Consider the following 19,280-nt stretch of genomic DNA (forward strand, 5'->3'; position numbering starts at 1 on the left):
TTAGCGGGATGCTTCTTGTAATGACCCGAACGGCAGGTTCAGCTTTTGAATCCGCGTGACAAATTCCCGCAGATCCTCCTGCTTCGACACCATTGAGATTCTGACATGCCTTTTTCCGTTGCTTCCAAAAATTTCGCCCGGTGTGACTACGACATGGGCATGCTCCAGCAAGTAATCGGAAAATTGGTGAGATGTCTCAAACGTATTCGGAATTTCAGCCCATACGTAAAAGGTTCCTTTTGGCTTTTCCATCTTCCAGCCCAGTTCCTTTTCGCAAAGCGCCGTAAAAAAGTCAATTCGTTCCTTATAAATTCGTTTCAACGATTCCGTATGCTCCGGATCTCCAGAAAGCGCCGCACTCGCTGCCTGCTGCAGCCCGCCGAACATGCCGACAAATACATGATCCTGAAATTCATTGACGGCCTGAATGATCCTTTCGTTCCCAACCGCAAACGCCATTCTCCAGCCGGCCATGTTAAATGTTTTTGAAAATGAATAAAGCTCTGCTCCGACAATTTTGGCATCCTCTGCCTCAAGAAAACTGGCCGGTTTTTGATCGAATTCAAACGCTCCGTATGCAAAATCATGAATCAAATGGATGTTATGCTCTTTCGCAAAAGCAGCAGCTCTTGCATAAAAAGCCGCATCAGCCACAGCTCCAGTGGGGTTGTTCGGGTAGTTTAAAAACATAAGCTTCGCTTTTTCCAGCACGGCTGGATCAATCTTTTCAAAATCCGGCAGATAGCCATTTTCTTCATACAGCGGCATTTCGTAAAGCTCAGCTCGCGCCATCGTAATCCCTGATAAATATTCAGGGTAGCCTGGATTCGGGACTAAAGCGATGTCTCCCGGATTGAGCAGGCATTGTGTCAGCACATACAAACCGGCTTTCCCGCCTCCGAAAAGCGCGACCTCCGTTTCAGGATTGATTGTCACGCCGTATTCTCTTTTATAGAAAGCAGCGATTGCTTCCTTCAAAAAAGGATAACCTCTGAATGGGCCGTATCCATGAAACGAAGGATTCAGAGACGCCTCCCGCAAAGCCTCGACAATATGCGGCGGAGTGGGAAGGTCAGGGTTCCCCTGTCCGAGATTAATGATATGGGCTCCCGTTTTTTCCATTTCCTTTACCTTTTGAAAAACGAGAGAAAACTCCTGCCTTGGAAGTGTCTTGATGACATCGGACGGTGTTATTTCCATCTAAAAGACTCCTTTTTGCTCCGTTTTGTTATCCCGTTCCAAAAACGATTTGTTGACGAGCTTCGTATGCAAAAACAAACCGCATACGATCACGACAATCAGCCCCATAATGACCGGAGCGCTTAGGATGTTAATGAACATTGAACCAATAGAAATGCATAATCCGATAGACGCTTCGGCCACTGAAAAAATGCGCCCTTGAATCTGGTTTGCCGCATTTTCCTGAACCTTCACTTTTGCAAGCACTTCCCCGTATTCCATCGCGATGAAAAAGAGGATCGCCGCGATGACAGAAACAGCGAATATCGGTGTGAATAAAAACAGCGCCAGCGAGACAATGGATAAAACGGTAAAGTACGTCAGGCCTCTATTGTTGTTAAAGCCCCATTTGCTGACAAGCGCCGCTCCGATAAAGCCGCCGAAGCCGATGCAGAACGTGAGAATAAAGTTGCCGATTTCCCCGTCACCCAGAAAGCGGCTGACAATCGGAAAATAGCTGTACACGACTCCCCACAGCAAAGCCATTGTAATCATCGTAAACATGGCGTTTAATACGAATGAATTGGTTTTGATTTCCTTGAGTCCTTCCTTAAAAGACTGAAAGGCCTCTTTAATGTTTTCAGATTGAATCGGCACAAATTGCAGCTTGATGCGGCTGATAAAAAATGCCGAAACCAAGTATGTCACACCGTTAAAGGCAACAGCCAGCTCTACAGATCCGCCTAACAGAAAGAGCCCTCCGGCAGCCGCCCCGACGATAATGGAGATGGTTGTCGCTTTTGCAAATAACGTGTTGATGCTTTTAATATCTGATTCCAAGGACGACATGACAGCGAGACGGGCAGGATTAAAAAACACGCCGCTTCCATAAGATATAAACAGCAGGGCCAGAAAAATCAGCGGATACTCGCCTTTTGGAAGAAATGTGAGCCCCAAAAAGATGATGCCTCTGATGATATCCGTCCACAGCATGATCTTAATTCTGTCTAACCGGTCGACCAGAACCCCCAAAAACGGCTGAAACACCATCGGAATGCTTCTGACCACGATGACCCCGGACGTCACCCAATAATCGTGATAATATGTAGACAAAATGAGCAGGGCTGGGAGAACACAATAGTCTCCCATAAACGATAGCGCCTGCCCGTAAAGCAAGTATTTAGAGTTGGGTTTCAGCTGTTTCATACTGGCAGCACATACTTTGCCGTCAGCTTCGCATGCTGCTGAATTTGTCTGATTGATTCAGCCACATCCTGTGAATTACTGCCTTTCAGTTCAAATGCAGCAATGGAATTGAAAGCTTCAAACAATGTCAAATCAACTGAAGTGCCTGGTGCTGCGGCCGAAAAAGAAACGATTTCAGTATCCCCTTTTAAAAGCCCGTCAGGCAGATCGATCGCTTCAATGACCAAATCCTCAGCAGTTTCTGGAATCTGGCCATTTTGTTTGAAATGCTGCGGGTACAAATGGCAGTCGGCGACATAATAAGGCTCTTGATCCAATAATCCGTCCGGCAGATCGGCGTCTTTTCCGAAACAGAGGACATCTAATAATAATTGCGCCATATCAAGGCCGAAAACCTTTTTAATGTTAGGGATCATATTCCAGCCGGCAAATCTGGCTGCTGATTCTATTAAACCCGGTTCTCTGTTTTTCATTAGCTTGATCTCTGTATGTGTTGCGCAATTTTGCAGGCCAAGCCCTTCATTTGCCTTTTTGGCAGCTTCGACAATTTTCTTTTTTGCCTCTTCATCCAGAATGGACGGCGTAATGTGGGATGTCTCTGTAAACCCGATTTGCGGCGTTTTATCATGAATGGCGATCGGGAAATACTCACCGTCAGCCATGATGCCTTCTATACTGATATAGTCGGAGTATCCTTCTGTTTGATACCAGTCTCCGTACTCACCCTGTAAAAATTCTTCAGCGATAAACGGCGCTTCAAACGTAACCGCCTTTGGCACGTTAATTGATTTCAGATAGTCATTGACTCTGTTAAATTCATCTTCTGCCGTCTCAGTGTCCGTAATCAGCGTTACACCGATTGAACTCGCTAAGTATGTAGGCTTTAAGATAAGAGGTGTGCCGATCTCTTCAAGAGCAGCACGGAAATCTTCAAGAGTTGTGACTCGTTTGTTTTTGATCGATTTGACTCCGGCCTTATTAAAAGCGTCCCTCATTTTATTTTTATCTCTGGCATTTTCGGCTGCCTGCACGCCGGCACCTCTCAAGCCCAGACGTTCACAGGCTTTCGCCATCGGAGCAATGAATAATTCATTGTTTGTTGTGATGGCATCCGCCCCAAACATTTCGGCAACCTTGACGATTTGCTCGACGACCTCTTCCTCAGGCTTGTTATGATCCTCATGCGCCCAATAAATGGAATCAGGATGCTCAAAATCAGCTAAACTCTTAAAATAGTCTTTATCTTTTATGACCGCGACCGAGTATTTTTCAATCAATGCTGCATGGGAGGCTGTAATTGCAAAAGGTCTTGGAATAAAGCTGACCAGGTTATATTTTTCAGCAGCGCTTTTATAAAACATGTGCGGCGGGCAGCCTCCAAGATCAGCGATGACCAATACTGTTTTTCTCTCCATATGTAAAACACTCCTTCTCTATTGTGCGGTGTATCCTCCGTCTGCGGTGATGGCGCTTCCGGTCATATAGCTTGATAAATCCGAGGCTAAAAACAGCATCACGTTTGCTATTTCTTCAGGTTTCCCAAGCCTCAGCAGCGGATTTACCTTCGCCTTTTCTTCTTTGATCTCTTCAAGTGTGCCTTCATTATTTTCAAGGAATGATTTTTCATTAAGCGGTGTGTCAATGATCCCCGGGCATACGCAGTTCACGCGAATGTGATGCTTCGCATAATCAACGGCCATTGATTTAGTCAGCTGCAAAACCCCGCCTTTGCTGGCGTTATAGGCAGGAATATCAGGCCATGCCACGAGTCCGCCGACAGAGCACGTATTAATGATGTTACCCTTGCCGGCGGCCAGCATATGCTTGAGTGCATGTTTGCTCATTAAAAACATGCCGGTCAAATTGACTTGCAGCACCTTGTTCCAATCGCTGAGCTCCATCTCGTGAATGGGCGCCACGATTTCGATGCCTGCATTATTAATCAAGACATCGAGTCCGCCAAATGTATGAACCGCCGATTCAACTGCGTGCTGGCAGGCAGCTTCGTCTGTGATGTCCGTTTGCACAAAGTGCAGCCTGTCATTATTTTCTTTTCGTACCATTGCTTCTCCCTGCGCTTCGTCAATATCCGCCACAACCACATTGGCCTGCTGGCCCAAAAAAGCCTGAACCGCAGCATAACCAATGCCTGATGCGCCTCCTGTTATGAGGACGGTTTTATCGGTGAGGTTCATGATCATTCATCCGCCTTCATTTTTTTTGCTTTTGCTCTGTTGTAGCGCGGCGGGAAGAAGATATTAATCGATTCGAACGGTTGATGGCACCGTGATCTTCGCGAGGCTCACAGAAATAGGCTGTGCCGAATTTCATCTCGACTGTGCAGCCTTCGACCGTCATGTCATAGCCGCCGCCGATGCAGATGCCTATTTGTTCATTCCGATGTTTATGGAAAGGCATTTCTCCGCCATTTCCAGGGATTTTGGCAAGCATAATTTCTACCCAATCCTCAACAAAGAACGTGACTTCCATGCCCGGCAGCAGGTCTCTTGTTTTGAAAATATCCAAAAAGTAGTCCTCAGGACTTGTATATGTTTCATCAGCTTTCAGCCGCTTGATATCAATAGCAATCACTTCTTGGTCTGTGTCGTTTCTTGCCCCGTGAGGCACATGCGGCGGCGCGATATAGGCAGATTCCAAGGCTGTCATTTTTCTTGTCACATCTCCGACAGTCATCATCAGCTCGCCAGAAACGACCATGCCGATTTGGACCTCCTTATGCTGATGGGGTTCAACATTGGTATGCGGCGGGACGTAAGACATTAATACTTCAGTATCCCCTCGTACGGTTGAATACTGCCTCACTCCGTTTTCCCATTCAATTAATTTCGGTGTCGGGAAATAAAGCTCCTGCATATCTTCTTTAGTTTTCATCATCAACGTCTCCTTTTCCAAATAATGACCAGCTCATTGGAATGCTTTTGAATGTTTTTACAAAGGTTAGCCCGTACTTTTGCCGTGCAAGCTCATTGGTTAAGGCAATGTCATACAAACCTTCTTTTACTTTTCTTGCGGCTTGACTGGTTGAATTGACTAGTTTGAAACGAACATCTTTGCGGGTAAAATATTTGATTAAATTAATAGGTGAAGGATGTGAAACAATAACAGATGTATCAAGCATATCGTCTCTGAATTCAAAATCAGGACGAACAGCCAGGCCGTACATCGGTGTATCGCACCTGAAGATCTGCAATAGCTGCAAATCCGGCCTCATGTAGAAATGCTTAATGCCATCGTAAGCATGTGGGACGATGGTATATTCCAGCGGGCTTTGGAGCGTCCTTTCGATACATGATTCAAAAGTATCATGCAAGGACAATTTACTGTTCAGCCCTTGTAGAAGAGTAAAATTGGAAATGAAATGCTTTGCTGCGTACTCACTGCTTGTCCCCTCAGGGCCGAGCGTGTTGACTGTAATGAGTTTGGATAGTGAATCAGTTCTTTTTTTTGTCTGAATGCTATTATCCAATATAATCATGAGCACCAACCAATCTTTTAAAATTTTAAGTAAATTTTATCCAGCAGAAATTGAACTATCAATGTTTTTTGAAAATATTGATAATTATTCCCATACAAACAAAAAAACCCTTTAAAAAGGGTTTCAGCTTGTAGAGAAAACGCGTTTTTTCTACAAGCTTTTTTGTTTTATACAGTTTCTTTAGATATTCATCAGGTTTCAGATGCAGAAAAAGCGCTCCCACATGCCTAGCCCTGCTTGGCTAGGTATGTGGCAATTTTCTTCATGTTCTGGCATGCGGCTGTGAGGAGAACTTGTTCACTCACATTTCGTTTTCCCCTCAACCTGCAATAGCGAAGCCCATGCAGCTGTTTTGAATCTGCAAAGCTTCGCTCTATTTTTTCTTTTCTTTTTTTGTAGAGGTTTTTTCCTGAAACAGACAAGCGATTTTGTCTGACCTTTTCTTTATGATCTTCCCATACATGTCGAGTAATCACTTTCTGCCGATTCTTTGATTTTGTACAGTTTTCAAGCAGTGGGCATGAGGAACATATTTCAGGATTTGATTTATATGACCGGTAGCCTTTTCGGTCAGTTGTTGAGTATGTAAGTGTTTGGTGATTTGGACAAATGTATCTGTCTTGTTCACTGTCATAATGAAATTTCCATTTTGGAAACAAGCCTCGGATAGGGTGATAACGTCTATGTGCGATGACACCAAAGATTTGGCGGTCAGATAATCCTTTACAGATCGGAGTCGTTAAATATCCGGAATCAAGGGCGACGGCTTCTACTTGAAAACCAAATCGTGCGATTTGGTGGTCTAATCGGTCAAGATAAGGCACAGAATCATGGACATTTCCAGGTGTGACGTAGGCATCGGTGATAATGTTGTATTTCATATCTGTTGTGCGGTGATCTAAATAGAAAAAACCTTCTGGTTTGTTTTCACGATACAGATAGCCACTTTCCGGATCGGTTGTACTGTGGCGGATCTCTTTTTCAGCTTTCACCTCCTCTTTGGCTGTTAATGGCTTTTTTCCGTGTTCCTCCCGATCCTCTTGAATGGCTTCATTTAAATCCTTGATATAGTTTTGGGTATCCTGCGCAATTGTTTTTCTTGTGTATTTATGCTTGTTGGCATTGGCTTTAAGGTGTGTGGAGTCGGTGAATAGGACTCGTCCGCCCACCATGTCATGATTGATGGCCTGAAGAACGATCTCATCAAAAATGTCTTGGAAGATGGTTGTATCTTTAAAGCGTGTGCGTCTGTTCCAGCTGATGGTGGAGTGGTGTGGAACCGGGTCGTTTATGTTCAATCCGAGAAACCATCTGTACGCCATATTGTAGTAAATTTCTTTTTCAAGCTGTCTTTCTGAACGGATACCATAGAGGTATCCGATAAACATCATTTTAAATAAAATAAGCGGATCAAGTGAGGGGCGGCCTTTGTTTTCACTGTAGTAAGGTTTCACCTTTTCAATGATGAAAGAGAAGTCTATGTGTTTATCAATTTTCCGAAGCAGGTGATCCTCTTCAACGAGTTGGTCAAGCAGAACAAATTCGGCTGTGTTTTGAGAAGAGTTTCTTGTGTGGAACATGAGAAAGACACCGTCCTTTTAAGTCTTTCTTTTATTTTATTACAGAAGAATGGATATTTTAAGGAAAAATAAAGGCTGTCGAGATTTTCTCGACAGCCTGAAACCCTTTAAAAAGGGTTTTTAATTATAGGAATTTAGAAACTTTGTTTATTGAAATAAGGACTGATCGGCCTTCTGCTCAAGTTTGCCGTACTTTTTATATGCGAATACACTGAGCACAAATCCGAGGACTGTGATGGCGGCGCAAATCAATCCGACAGCTGCATAGCCGTATGCTACATATACGGGTCCCATTAAAGCAGAACCTAATGTCACGGCCAGATTCGAGGCGAGGCTGTAAAACACCATGACTTTTCCGCGATGACGCTCTGAGCAGTCACTCAAAATGGTGCTGAGCAGCGTCACCGTCAAACTTTGCATTAATCCCCAAATAAATAGGCTGGCGATTAACAGAAACATAGACGCCGGCGCATATGGTAAACACGCCAGCAGAACGCTGATGACCCCCAGCGCAATCAAAAGGGAGCGCTTTTTTCCGATGCGGTCGGCTATCTTTCCTGTAATCACACTCATGGAAAACCCGATTCCATAAATCATGATAAATAAGCCCGCAGCCGTGTTTCCTCCGGTAAAAACGTCCTGAAGATAGGTGCCTAAAAAGGAATACATACCGTAAAAACCAATCATATTACAAAAGGTTATCGTGATATAAACAGGTACACGAGGGACTTTTAGCGCATCCCGGAATGTTCCTGCCGGCTCTTCTATTTCTTCCTTGCCGCTGTTTTTATGTTGGGCATGGCGGCGCATTTCAAGGAGAATCAGCAGGACAACTAAAACGCCCATCAAGGTGAAAATCCAAAACGTCCATCTCCAATGCAGGACGCCGCCGATAAATGATCCGAGCGGCACTCCGAAAATCAGCGCCAGCGACCAGCTTGAAACGATCAGTCCCATCACCTTGCCCCGGTATGTATAAGGAACACGATCACCGACAACTGCGTAAGCGGTCGGAACAAACGCTCCCGCAGCTAATCCCGAAAGCGCCCGGCCTAAAAAGAAGAAAAAAATATTTTGAGCCAAAGCGCATATCACCGTTCCTATGATAAAAATCATAAGCCCGGCCAATAAGCTTAGTTCTCTGGAGTATTTATCGCCTAATGGAACCAAAAGCGGCGCACCGATAAAAATCATAACGCCGTAAATACTGATAGATAATGCAAGGACACTGACATCTGAGCTGAAGGCTTTTGCTAAATCCGGCAGCAGCGGTGAGATCACAAGCTCTTCAGATCCGGCCGCAAATACCCCCATCGTTAAAGCCAGTGCCAACAATAACGGAAAATGATGTTTTGTTTTGATGCCATTGTTTTGATTGCTGTTCATTCTTTCTCAAACACCTCTTCCATAATCTTCTTATCATAAAGTTGTATTATAGTTTAGCATTGTTTTTTCACTATTTACAATTCGAACGAAATATTTATTAGTTTTATTATTTTCATTTAAATCCCATTATATATTTCTATATTTCATTCTGAAAATACACGAGGGTGTAACGCGTAAAAAAAGCTCTCCGGCCTCCCGGAGAGCTTTTTCTATTGCGCCTCTGTCTGCTTTTTTTCAATCGGTTCATGATTTATACGCTTTTTGATGCTTAGATGATAGTATGCATAGCAGAAAATAATGATCGGCACACCGCAGTACAAGCCAATTCTTTGATCCGGAATGAAAATAAGGCTGATCAACACGCAGCCATATAAACAAAATCCGAGAATCGGGACTAGCGGATAAAGCGGCGTTCTGAACTCCAGATCATTCACATTTCCGCCTTCGGCAAGGAAACGTCTGCGAAAGAAAAATTGCGACGCACAAATGGACATCCACGCGACAACTGTCACCATGCCCGAGATTGAGATACACCATAAATACACTGTTTCTGCGGCCATGACACTTGTCAGCAGCGAACAGCCTGAAATGCCTAGCGTAATCAGCAGGGCATTCATCGGCACGCCTTTTTTTGTCAGTCTGGTGAGAAAGGATGGACCCATTTGATTTGATGAAAGTGACCACATCATACGCGACGCCGCATACAACCCCGAATTAGCAACAGATAAAATGGCTGTTAAGATGACAAAGTTCATGATATCTGCCGAAAATGGGATGCCGATTTGATCGAGTACCGCTACAAACGGGCTTTCAATCACCCCCGCCGTTTTGTACGGAAGGATGGCAACCAAGACGAACATAGCGAGCACAAAGAAAAACAGCGTGCGCCAAATGACATTTCGAATGGACTTTGGCAGTGTTTTTTCCGGGCTTTCACTTTCCCCTGCCGCAATGCCGACAAGCTCCGTTCCCTGGAACGAGAAGTTCACCATGACCAGCGTAAACATAACGGCCAGCACCCCATTAGGGAAAAGTCCTCTATCAGTCATAAAGTTAGACAAAAAGGGTGTCTCCTGTCCGCCTTTAAAGTCAATCAAACCAAACACAGCGGCTCCGCCAATCACAATAAATAAAATGATCGCCGCCACTTTGATGCTTGAAAACCAAAATTCCATTTCCGCAAAGCTTCTGACAGAGAGCGCATTAATCAAAAAGATAACGATGCCGAACACGAGGCACCATATCCAGATTGGAACGGAGGGCAGCCACCTTTGCATCAAAATGCCTGCTGACGTCAGCTCTAACCCCACTGTATTCGCCCAGCTGAACCAATACAGCCAGCCAATCATAAAGCCTGTCGACGGTCCCAGAAATTTAGTGGCGTAGGCCTGAAACGATCCGGCCACCGGCATGGCAACAGCCAATTCTCCTAAACAAAGCATGACGAGATACATTAAAAATCCGCCGATGATATACGCGGCAATGGCGCCGAGCGGTCCCGCCTGGCTAATGGTAAAGCCAGAGCCTAGAAACAGCCCAGTGCCAATCACCCCTCCCAAAGCAATCATAAACAAATGTCTGCTTTTCATGCTGCGCTGCAATTCATTTTTATGATTCTGCATCATCCTTCCCCCTTTGGTTCTTTTGCCGTGATGGTCATCCGGTAGCTTTGCAAAAGATGAACGGTGGTTTGCTGTATGAGGAGAGGCAATACATGAAATGTGTACGGTTTATAGACTCGTTCTGTCCATTTATGGCCGTCTTTTCCGTACACGCCCATATTAATGGATGGAATATTCAGCTTGCGTATGTCTTTGAACGGAATGGTCCCAATCATATTCCACCCAGGGAAGTTCCTGATAAAAGAATCAATTTCGCCATCGGTTTCGTGCAGTGATAAAAAACTGCCGTCTGCCAAGTAGGGGAAAAACTTTTTGAAGACAAATGTTTCGCCTGTCGATTCAGCGGTTTTGTCAGCCGCTTCTTTTATCACATGCTGCAAAAGCTGATCTCTTGCGCTATCTTCTTTCAAATAGTTATGCGGCAGGTAAGGAGGTGCGTAAAATAGAATGACTTTTGCGCCTTGATCGGGGTCAAGCTTTTGAAGCTCTTCGATTGCCTGAAAGCATCTCATGCGAAGTTCAAGGTGCTCGTTGGCTTTGAATGTCTGCTCGATACACTGCTCGGGATCTATCCCCCGGTTTCTCAGCTTTTCTAAGTATTGCTCCAGGCTATACACTTGAATGTCCCATGATAAATGTTTCTTTGGCAGGTTGGCTCTTTTTGCATATTCTTCATAATAATCTGATAATTTTTGTTCTGTCTCTCGGCATGCTTCCTCAGTGACTTCAATAAGCAAATCCATCATTTCTTTTGCTGTTCTTTCATAAATAAAACAATTGAAGTACAAGCTGGTGCTGACAGCCGTTTGCACATTATAGGATTCCTTGTTATCACGCTGATACAAACAGGATGGGGGCAGAACCAACTCCCCTTCAACCTTTTCTGCCAGATGGATGTTATTGTGGAGACGGCTTGTGATTTCAGATGAAATGAAATTTGGGTCAATTCCTGCCAGTGTATCGCCAACATGGACTTCACGCCCGTAAATGTAAAAGCAAGGCAACAGTTTTCCCGCGGCTCCGGTATAGATATATCTTGTCTGATCACCATCGTAAAGCGGGGTAATAAAATCCGTATTAATAGCAGCCAAATAGTGAAGCTGTTTTTCTTTTTTTAGCCGGTTCAGCTCTGAAATGCTGGCAAGAATGCCCGAATGCTGGCTCTCCTCATCGGGATTGGCCATAAACAATACATTTCCCGGCAACGTCTCAAGGTTCTCCGAAAAATGCAGGAGATTGGCTAAATGCACGGCGATGCCGCTTTGCATATCAACAGATCCTCTTCCGAACATCCAATCGCCTGATTTGGCATCCCGCTGAACATCCTGATCGAACTCATAGCGGCTGAAATACTCGGCCAATTTCTCACAATCAAAAGCGATATCCTTTAAAGGGCCGAAATCTTCAATTCCAACTGTATCCAGATGGGCATGGTAAATGACTGTATTTCGGCTTTCTCCATGTCCTTTAATAAACGCAAAAATATTTTTGCGATTGTATGGGTCATTGGGAATGGCCTGTTCCCACACATGACTGGGGTTTTCCTGAAAATAAGGATAGCTCGTGATCACTTCTTTGATGAAATCTGCTTTTGTCCCTTCTCCAACGGTGCCGTTCACGCTGCTGAGGCTGACCAGAGATGCTGTCAGCGCCTCCACTCTTTCAGCCGGATTCATGTGACTGATTTTTGTATACTGCATAAATTGTCCTCCTGATCAAAAAGTTGAAATCGTGCGATCCGCTAAAGAATCGCACGATTTTATTTCTCTCAAATCAAAAAGCTTCGGACGTTGTTTTGGCTTGCATATGAAGAATTAAGTAATCAGGACCGCCTGCTTTTGAGTCTGTTCCTGACATATTAAAACCGCCGAACGGCTGATAGCCGACAATTGCTCCGGTACATCCTCTGTTAAAATATAGGTTTCCGACATGGAAATCCTCGCGCGCCCGTTCAATGTGCGCACGTTTTTTCGTCAGAAGCGCACCTGTTAATCCGTATTCCGTGTTATTGGCAATCTCCAGCATATGATCGAAATCACGCGCTTTGCAAATCGCAACAACCGGGCCAAAAATTTCTTCCTGCATCAAGCGGGCGTTTTCATCAACATCTGCAAAGATCGTCGGCTGAATAAAGTAGCCTTTTGAATCATCGCCTTCTCCGCCGGCCAATAGCTTGCCTTCAGATTTGCCGATTTCAATGTATTTCATCACTTTGTTGTAGGATGCTTCATGAATCACGGGACCCATATACGTATCAGGATCTTCTGGATTGCCGACAGTCAGCGTTTTGGTCAGCGCCACAGCTTTTTCCACCACTTCATCATAAACATCCTGATGAATGACCGCGCGGGAGCCCGCAGAACACTTCTGTCCTGAATATCCAAATGCTGAATACACGATAGAGGATGCAGCAAGGTCAAGATCAGCGTCCTTGTCGACAAGCACTGTGTCTTTTCCGCCCATCTCAGCAATTACCCGTTTGAGCCATTTTTGGCCCGGCTGCACTTGGGCGGCTCGCTCATAAATCCGGCAGCCGACTGCACGGGAACCTGTAAATGAGACAAACCGTGTCTTCGGATGCTCAACTAAGAAATCACCGATCTCCGCACCATCTCCCGGAATGTAATTCAGAACGCCGTTTGGCAGACCCGCTTCCTCCATGACCTCGACAAATTTTGCTGCCACTACCGGGGCTGCGTCAGCCGGTTTTAAGAGAATCGTATTTCCTGTCACAATCGCTGCCGCCGCTGTTCCCGCCATAATCGCAAGCGGGAAATTAAATGGAGAAATGACGATGCCCACGCCAAGCGCTTCGTAATGATATTGATTGAACTCGCCAGCACGGCTCTTCACCGGAGCCCCTTCCTTGAGCTTTAACATTTGGCGCGCGTAGAACTCTAAAAAGTCTATCGCTTCAGCCGTGTCCGCATCTGCTTCCTTCCACGGTTTTCCCGCTTCCTTCACAAGATAGCTTGAAAATTCATGCTTTCTTCTGCGCAAAATAGCCGCTGCCTTAAAGAGAATATTCGCGCGGTGCTCAGGTCTTTGTTTTTTCCAGGAATCAAATGCCTGCAATGCGGCTTGCATCGCTTTTTCAGCAAGCTCTTGATCCGCTGTAGACGCGTACCCAATGATCTCTTCTTTATTTGCCGGGTTAATGGAAATGATTTTGCGGTCCGTTTCAATTTTTTCTCCATTTATGACAAGCGGATAATGCTTGCCGAGCTGAGTGTTTACAAAGGCCAATGACTCCCCAAATGCAGTTTTATTCTTTGCTTCCGTAAAATCGGTAAATGGTTCGTGCGCGTATGTGACTGTCATATGTAGTCCCCCTCGTGTTATGAAATATATCTTCGCATATGAATAAAAATGCAAGAATCATGCCATTTTCTTGTCTTTTGCTGAAAAAACTTGTTGAATCGAACAGAAATTTGTCTAACAGGTGATCACCTTTCTCTTTTTCCGATCTTGAACGCAAATTTATTTTGCGATTTTTGCTCTTTACGCAAAAAACAAATGCAAAATTATTTTGCGGAGGCTTCTCAAATTACACCCATCCGCGGAAACGCGATGCTTCTGCCGATTTCCTGATGCCCGTCATGTAAGCCGCCAAACGCATATCCACTTTATGTGTTGCCGCTGTTTGATAAATTGTTTCGAACGAGCTGACCATGACGCTTCTCAGTTTTTCTGCAACCTCTTCTTCCGACCAATAATATCCTTGGTTGTTTTGCACCCATTCAAAATAAGAAACCGTGACGCCGCCGGCACTCGCCAGGATATCCGGCACAAGCAGCACGCCTCTTTCATTCAGGATCTTAGTGGCATCAATGGTTGTCGGGCCGTTCGCCGCTTCAACGACGATTGACGCCTGAATGTTATGTGCGTTTTTGGCTGTGATTTGATTGGAGATCGCGGCAGGCACTAAAATATCGCATTCCTTTTCAAGCAGCTCCTCATTTGTGATGACGTCAGTAAATAAATTGGTGACCATACCGAAGCTATCCCGTTTATCGAGCAAATAAGGGATATCAAGGCCGTCTGGGTTGTAGAGCCCGCCATTGGCATCAGAAATCCCGATCACCTTCGCGCCCGCATCGTGCATGAATTTGGCCAGGAAGCTACCCGCGTTTCCAAAGCCCTGTATGATGATGCGCGCGTTTTGCAGCTTGATCCCTTTTTTCTTCACCGCCTCTTCAATACAAATCGTGACGCCCTGTGCCGTCGCTGTTTCCCGTCCTTGCGATCCTCCCAAAACAAGCGGTTTACCTGTAATAAAGCCCGGAGAATCGAATTCCCGCAGCCGGCTGTACTCATCCATCATCCACGCCATAATCTGCGAATTGGTGTACACATCGGGAGCTGGAATATCCTTTGTCGGACCGACGATCTGGCTGATGGCACGGACATACCCCCTGCTCAGCCTTTCCAGTTCTCCAAATGACATTGTCCGCGGATCACAAATAATACCGCCCTTCCCGCCGCAGTAAGGAAGATTGGCAATCCCGCATTTGAGCGTCATCCAAATGGATAATGCCTTTACTTCCTCTTCATTAACTTCTGGATGGAAGCGAACGCCCCCCTTTGTCGGACCGACAGCATCATTGTGCTGTGACCGGTAGCCTGTGAACACTTTGACGCTCCCATTGTCCATTTTGACCGGAATGCGGACAGTGAGCATTCTCTGCGGCTCTTTCATGAGTTCATACATATCTCCCGGATAACCCAGCTTCCGAAGGGCTTCCTTAATGATTGTTTGGGTAGACAGAAATAAGTTAAGAGCTTCTTTTTCTTCATCTTTCGAGACTTGCTTTGCTGACATCTTTTTTCACCTCATTGTTTTTTTGGCCGGCTGTAATGTAAGCGCTTTTAAAAATCAGCCCGCCAATTCCTTTCTGCATTGAATTCACCCTTATCATCATGCAAGATCCGTACCAGCTTTTGAATCCACAAAAAAAGAGACTGAAAACATCTCAGTCTCTGACTACAAATCTATCGATTAACGGGGATCAATCACCAGCTGCGTTTCAGCATAAAAACTGCCGATTCCCAAACCGTTTACTACATCGCCTTTAATCGTGTAAGTGCCTGCGCGAGGAAGAGTTTTGCGCACCATGACGAGGTCAAATTCGGATGCGCCTAACAAATCAAGCGTAAGCGGGAGTCTGACTGTTTTTCCATCGTTTAAAATCTGTGTTTCTTTCAGTGTTCTTCCATTCACTGAATCTCTTGTCGTAGCATGAAACCCGTCAGGAAATTGAAATTCTACCGCTCCAAGAGAAAGCACCGCATTTGGTTTATATGTCACTTCAATATCAGAAGTGGTCCACTCTTTCGTGCTGTTAACTGTTATTGCCTCGATTGATGGACTGTGCATGAGCTTGGCCCGAAGGAAGTAAGATTGATAGTAAAACAGCTGAACTGATGAATAATGAAGATACGAATGAAGTTCTTTTTAGCATGACATTTCCCCCTAATTGATTGTTGAAATTTGGCCAGAGCGTCCTCTGCAGAAAAAGCGCTTTTTCATAATTCGCGAATTACCAGTTCTTTTTCTTAAAAATTAATCTACCATCATTTTCCATGTAAGTAAATGTTTTTCAAAGGAATATTAACACTTGGAATTCAATGAGAATTCCTTCCTGTTTATACAAGGTTCAAATGGACGATTTCTCTCTCTTTTTCTAGTAACATCTGCCCGACACTTTCTATCTTTTATCCTATTTTAAAAAAGTGCAAAAAAAGTCGAAGATGCCTCTGCTCTTCGATTGATCACGTTCCTATTTTTATCTGAATTCAGTGTTCCAGTTAAAACCGATCGTCTCATCATTCCACGGAATTCTTTTTTCATCAGGCTGATCCGGGTTATACGACATGGTGGTAAAATAGATAATTGTCAGCGGCGTCTCTCCCAGCACTCTATATCCGTGAGCCACCCCTTTTGGGATTAATAACAGCATCGGGTTGTCTTCGCCCATATAATAGACGTCCGTTTCTCCTTTTGTCTTTGAATCCTCTCGAAGATCGTATAGGACAACCTGAGCGTGGCCGGTTGGGAAGAACCAGAGATCATCCTGCTTCTCATGATAATGAAATGCCTTAATCACACCCGGATAGCTTTTCGACCAAGAGGCCTGCCCAAAATGCTCAAGGAGATTCTCATCGTCCCGGACCAGCTCAGCAAAAAAGCCTCTGTCATCGCTATGCTTCATCAATTTTTTCACCTTGACTCCATCAATCACACGCACTGCTCCTTTCCTGCAAATACTCTCGTAACGCTTCCCGCCAGTGGCGGGGGCGGATGCCGGCTTCTTCAATAGCCCGATGGCTCAGCACAGAGTATGCCGGGCGGGGCGTTTTGTTCCCGTATTCCTCTGTCGTTACAGGCAAAATGGCTGTTTCCAGCCCGCTTTCCTCCATAATTGCCGTCGCAAACTCATACCAGCTGCATATGCCTGAATTGCTGACATGATAGATGCCCGGCGGATGGCTGAACAGCTTGATGACCGCTTCTGCTAAATCCTTCGTATAAGTCGGCGAACCAATTTGATCGCTGACAACCCGAAGCTCTTGTTTCGTTTCAGCAAGCTTCAGCATGGTTTCAACGAAATTACTGCCGCCATGTCCGTACACCCACGATGTTCTGATGATCGTGCTGTCTTTTGTCGTTAATCGTATCAGTTCTTCTCCGAGCCTTTTGCTTTTGCCATAAATGGTTTTCGGATCGAGGGGATCGTCTTCCCTATATGGCTGGGTTCCTTTCCCATTGAATACATAGTCCGTGCTGATATGAACATATTGAGCTCCGATGCGGGTTGACTCAAGCGCTGTATAATAAGCGCCGATTCCGTTAATCAAGTACGCTTTATCAAGCTCTTCCTCGCATTGATCAACCGACGTAAACGCGGCGCTATTGACCACGATATCCGGCTGATAATGGCCAAACGAATGCCGTACTGAGCGCTGGTCAGCAATGTTCATCAGCTTCTTTGTTAACGCAATGACCTCATATCCGGCTTGCTTCAGCTGGCGGCATAGTTCCAAGCCAAGCTGTCCTCCCGCCCCAGTCACCAATACCTTTGTCAATCAGATCACCTTCTCATCGGTCATTGTCTGTATACCACTGAATCGTACGCGCAATGCCTTCTTCAAACGTCACTTCCTGCCGCCAGCCCAGTTCGTTTTTCAGCTTTGATGCATTGATCGCATAGCGCCGGTCATGCCCTTTTCGGTCTTCCACGTGGGCGAACAATTCCTCACAGCCCAGATGCTTCAAAATGGCACTCGCCAGCTCTTTATTCGTGCGTTCATTTCCGCCGCCGATGTTATACACCTCGCCGTCGGTTCCTTTTTCTAAAATCAGTTTGATTGCGCGGCAATGATCCTCCGCAAACAGCCAGTCTCGGATCTGGAGTCCATCGCCATACAGCGGAACAGGCAGGCCCTGCTTCGCATGACGGATAATCGTCGGAATCATTTTTTCGCTGTGCTGATAAGGTCCGTAATTGTTGCTGCATCGTGTAATGATGGCCGGAAGCTTGTGGGTTTTCACATAAGACAACACGAGCAAATCTGAGCTTGCTTTGCTGGCTGAGTATGGGTTATTAGGAGAAAGCGGCGTCGTTTCTGTAAACGCGGGATCATCCGCTTTTAAATCCCCGTACACCTCATCTGTTGAAATATGAATCAGCTTCTTGGCTTTTCCTTTCAAGACCGCTTCCGCCAATCGGTATGTCCCCATGACATTTGTGGTGATAAACGGCTCTGCTTGGGAAATGCTTCTGTCCACATGCGATTCTGCTGCGAAGTGAATGACGCCATCGTAGGTCTCATCAAACGCGCGGTCGATATCCTCCTGAACGCTGATGTCCCCTTTTACAAAGCGAAAACGGCTGTTTTGTTTTAATTTTTCCATTTCCTCCGGGTGGCTGGCGTACGTCAGTTTATCTAAAACGGTAATGCGCGCATCCGTTTCCCTCAGCATGAGCTTTGTAAACGTGAGCCCGATGAAGCCGGCACCGCCTGTAATTAAATATGATTTTGCCATCACTTTTCGTCCTGTCCTTTCCGTAAAGCCTGGTGTACAAGCTGGGAAGCGAGATAAAGCGATTCGTGAGTTCCGGCATCTACCCACCAGCCTGATAACACATCATACGTAAGCTGGCTGTTTTCGATGTATAGATTATTCACATCGGTGATTTCCAGCTCGCCGCGCTTTGATGGTGATATTTGTTCAATATACGAAAACACCTCTGCATCATACATATAAATGCCGGTAACACAAAGGTTGGTCGGTGGCTGTTCGGGCTTTTCGATGATGGAACGAATCCGCTTGTTTTTCTCATCAATCTCAGCAATCCCGAAACGTTCCGGGTCATCAACTTCTTTCAGAAGCACTTTTGCTCCTTTCCCCTGCTGTTCAAAGCGTTCTGTATAAGGCTTTAATGAATCTTCAAATATATTATCACCTAATAATAAAATGAAAGACTCTTTTTTCGTAAAGCGCTTTGCATAAGACAGCCCATCCGAAATGCCCGATGCTGCCGGCTGTACTTGATAAGTGATAGTAACGCCAAGCTCTTCCCCGTTCCCAAGCAGTTTGTAAAATTGCGGCATATGCTCCTTTTGGCTGATGAGTAAAATGTCTTTTATTCCGGCTTCCTCCAGCTTCATAATCGACCAGTATATCATCGGATACGGGCCTACAGGAAGCAAATGCTTGTTGACGGCTTTCGTTAAGGGCATAAGGCGTGAGCCGTTTCCTCCGGCTAAAATAACACCTTTCACATTAACACTTCCTTACATGCATTT

General features: G+C 45.3%; 15 protein-coding genes and 2 pseudogenes. All 17 read right to left on the bottom strand.

The genetic code is table 11. The features are described 5' to 3' along the window. A complete protein-coding gene (bacF, locus tag NSQ09_RS03825) occupies nucleotides 1-1,200 on the bottom strand; it encodes a transaminase BacF (protein WP_095844032.1) in 1,200 nt (399 codons plus the stop codon). Beyond that, nucleotides 1,201-2,385 carry a bacilysin exporter BacE gene (gene bacE, locus NSQ09_RS03830; protein ID WP_080529927.1) on the bottom strand — a complete coding sequence of 395 codons (1,185 nt, stop codon included), beginning with the start codon at nucleotides 2,383-2,385 and terminating at the stop codon, nucleotides 1,201-1,203. Then, nucleotides 2,382-3,800, bottom strand: coding sequence for an alanine--anticapsin ligase (gene bacD / locus NSQ09_RS03835; protein ID WP_038427999.1), 1,419 nt, complete (start codon nucleotides 3,798-3,800; stop codon nucleotides 2,382-2,384). Before bacD ends, bacE begins: the two co-directional genes overlap by 4 nt. Before the next feature lie 18 nt (nucleotides 3,801-3,818). Then, nucleotides 3,819-4,580, bottom strand: a complete 762-nt coding sequence (gene bacC / locus NSQ09_RS03840; RefSeq protein ID WP_041334816.1) for a dihydroanticapsin 7-dehydrogenase — start codon at nucleotides 4,578-4,580, stop codon at nucleotides 3,819-3,821. A 2-nt stretch (nucleotides 4,581-4,582) separates the two neighbouring features. Continuing rightward, a pseudogene (bacB, locus tag NSQ09_RS03845) lies at nucleotides 4,583-5,277 on the bottom strand (3-((4R)-4-hydroxycyclohexa-1,5-dien-1-yl)-2-oxopropanoate isomerase). Further along, nucleotides 5,267-5,881 (bottom strand): prephenate decarboxylase, encoded by a 615-nt coding sequence (gene bacA / locus NSQ09_RS03850; protein WP_009968341.1) that lies wholly within the window; start codon nucleotides 5,879-5,881, stop codon nucleotides 5,267-5,269. The pseudogene bacB and the gene bacA overlap by 11 nt, the downstream one beginning before the upstream one ends. Before the next feature lie 227 nt (nucleotides 5,882-6,108). Next, nucleotides 6,109-7,461 carry an IS1182 family transposase gene (locus NSQ09_RS03855; protein ID WP_014478984.1) on the bottom strand — a complete coding sequence of 451 codons (1,353 nt, stop codon included), beginning with the start codon at nucleotides 7,459-7,461 and terminating at the stop codon, nucleotides 6,109-6,111. Nucleotides 7,462-7,608: 147 nt separating this feature from the next. Continuing rightward, a complete protein-coding gene (locus tag NSQ09_RS03860) occupies nucleotides 7,609-8,847 on the bottom strand; it encodes an MFS transporter (RefSeq protein WP_341030579.1) in 1,239 nt (412 codons plus the stop codon). Between the two features lie 209 nt (nucleotides 8,848-9,056). Beyond that, complete coding sequence (locus tag NSQ09_RS03865) at nucleotides 9,057-10,469, bottom strand: amino acid permease (RefSeq protein WP_015250969.1); 1,413 nt, start codon at nucleotides 10,467-10,469, stop codon at nucleotides 9,057-9,059. Then, nucleotides 10,469-12,169, bottom strand: coding sequence for a M20 family metallopeptidase (locus tag NSQ09_RS03870; protein WP_017696234.1), 1,701 nt, complete (start codon nucleotides 12,167-12,169; stop codon nucleotides 10,469-10,471). The genes NSQ09_RS03865 and NSQ09_RS03870 overlap by 1 nt, the downstream gene beginning before the upstream one ends. Before the next feature lie 73 nt (nucleotides 12,170-12,242). Next, nucleotides 12,243-13,790, bottom strand: a complete 1,548-nt coding sequence (gene pruA, locus NSQ09_RS03875; protein ID WP_017696233.1) for an L-glutamate gamma-semialdehyde dehydrogenase — start codon at nucleotides 13,788-13,790, stop codon at nucleotides 12,243-12,245. Between the two features lie 226 nt (nucleotides 13,791-14,016). Then, nucleotides 14,017-15,291: a glutamate dehydrogenase gene (gene rocG, locus NSQ09_RS03880; RefSeq protein ID WP_152425637.1), complete on the bottom strand. Its 1,275-nt coding sequence runs from the start codon at nucleotides 15,289-15,291 to the stop codon at nucleotides 14,017-14,019. A gap of 177 nt (nucleotides 15,292-15,468) precedes the next feature. Further along, nucleotides 15,469-15,931, bottom strand: a pseudogene (gene bslB, locus NSQ09_RS03885) (biofilm surface layer hydrophobin BslB). A 324-nt stretch (nucleotides 15,932-16,255) separates the two neighbouring features. Continuing rightward, the gene (locus tag NSQ09_RS03890) at nucleotides 16,256-16,711 is read right to left on the bottom strand and encodes a dTDP-4-dehydrorhamnose 3,5-epimerase family protein (protein ID WP_014481242.1); all 456 of its coding nucleotides are present in this window, start codon (nucleotides 16,709-16,711) and stop codon (nucleotides 16,256-16,258) included. Further along, the gene (gene rfbD, locus NSQ09_RS03895; RefSeq protein WP_069837836.1) at nucleotides 16,704-17,555 is read right to left on the bottom strand and encodes a dTDP-4-dehydrorhamnose reductase; all 852 of its coding nucleotides are present in this window, start codon (nucleotides 17,553-17,555) and stop codon (nucleotides 16,704-16,706) included. The genes NSQ09_RS03890 and rfbD overlap by 8 nt, the downstream gene beginning before the upstream one ends. A 13-nt stretch (nucleotides 17,556-17,568) precedes the next feature. Continuing rightward, nucleotides 17,569-18,516 carry a dTDP-glucose 4,6-dehydratase gene (gene rfbB, locus NSQ09_RS03900; protein ID WP_072173258.1) on the bottom strand — a complete coding sequence of 316 codons (948 nt, stop codon included), beginning with the start codon at nucleotides 18,514-18,516 and terminating at the stop codon, nucleotides 17,569-17,571. Continuing rightward, nucleotides 18,516-19,256, bottom strand: coding sequence for a sugar phosphate nucleotidyltransferase (locus tag NSQ09_RS03905; protein WP_014478328.1), 741 nt, complete (start codon nucleotides 19,254-19,256; stop codon nucleotides 18,516-18,518). The genes rfbB and NSQ09_RS03905 overlap by 1 nt, the downstream gene beginning before the upstream one ends. Nucleotides 19,257-19,280: the final 24 nt, after the last annotated feature.

The sequence above is a fragment of the Bacillus sp. FSL W8-1202 genome, from assembly GCF_038006165.1.
GTDB classification, from domain to species: domain Bacteria; phylum Bacillota; class Bacilli; order Bacillales; family Bacillaceae; genus Bacillus; species Bacillus subtilis.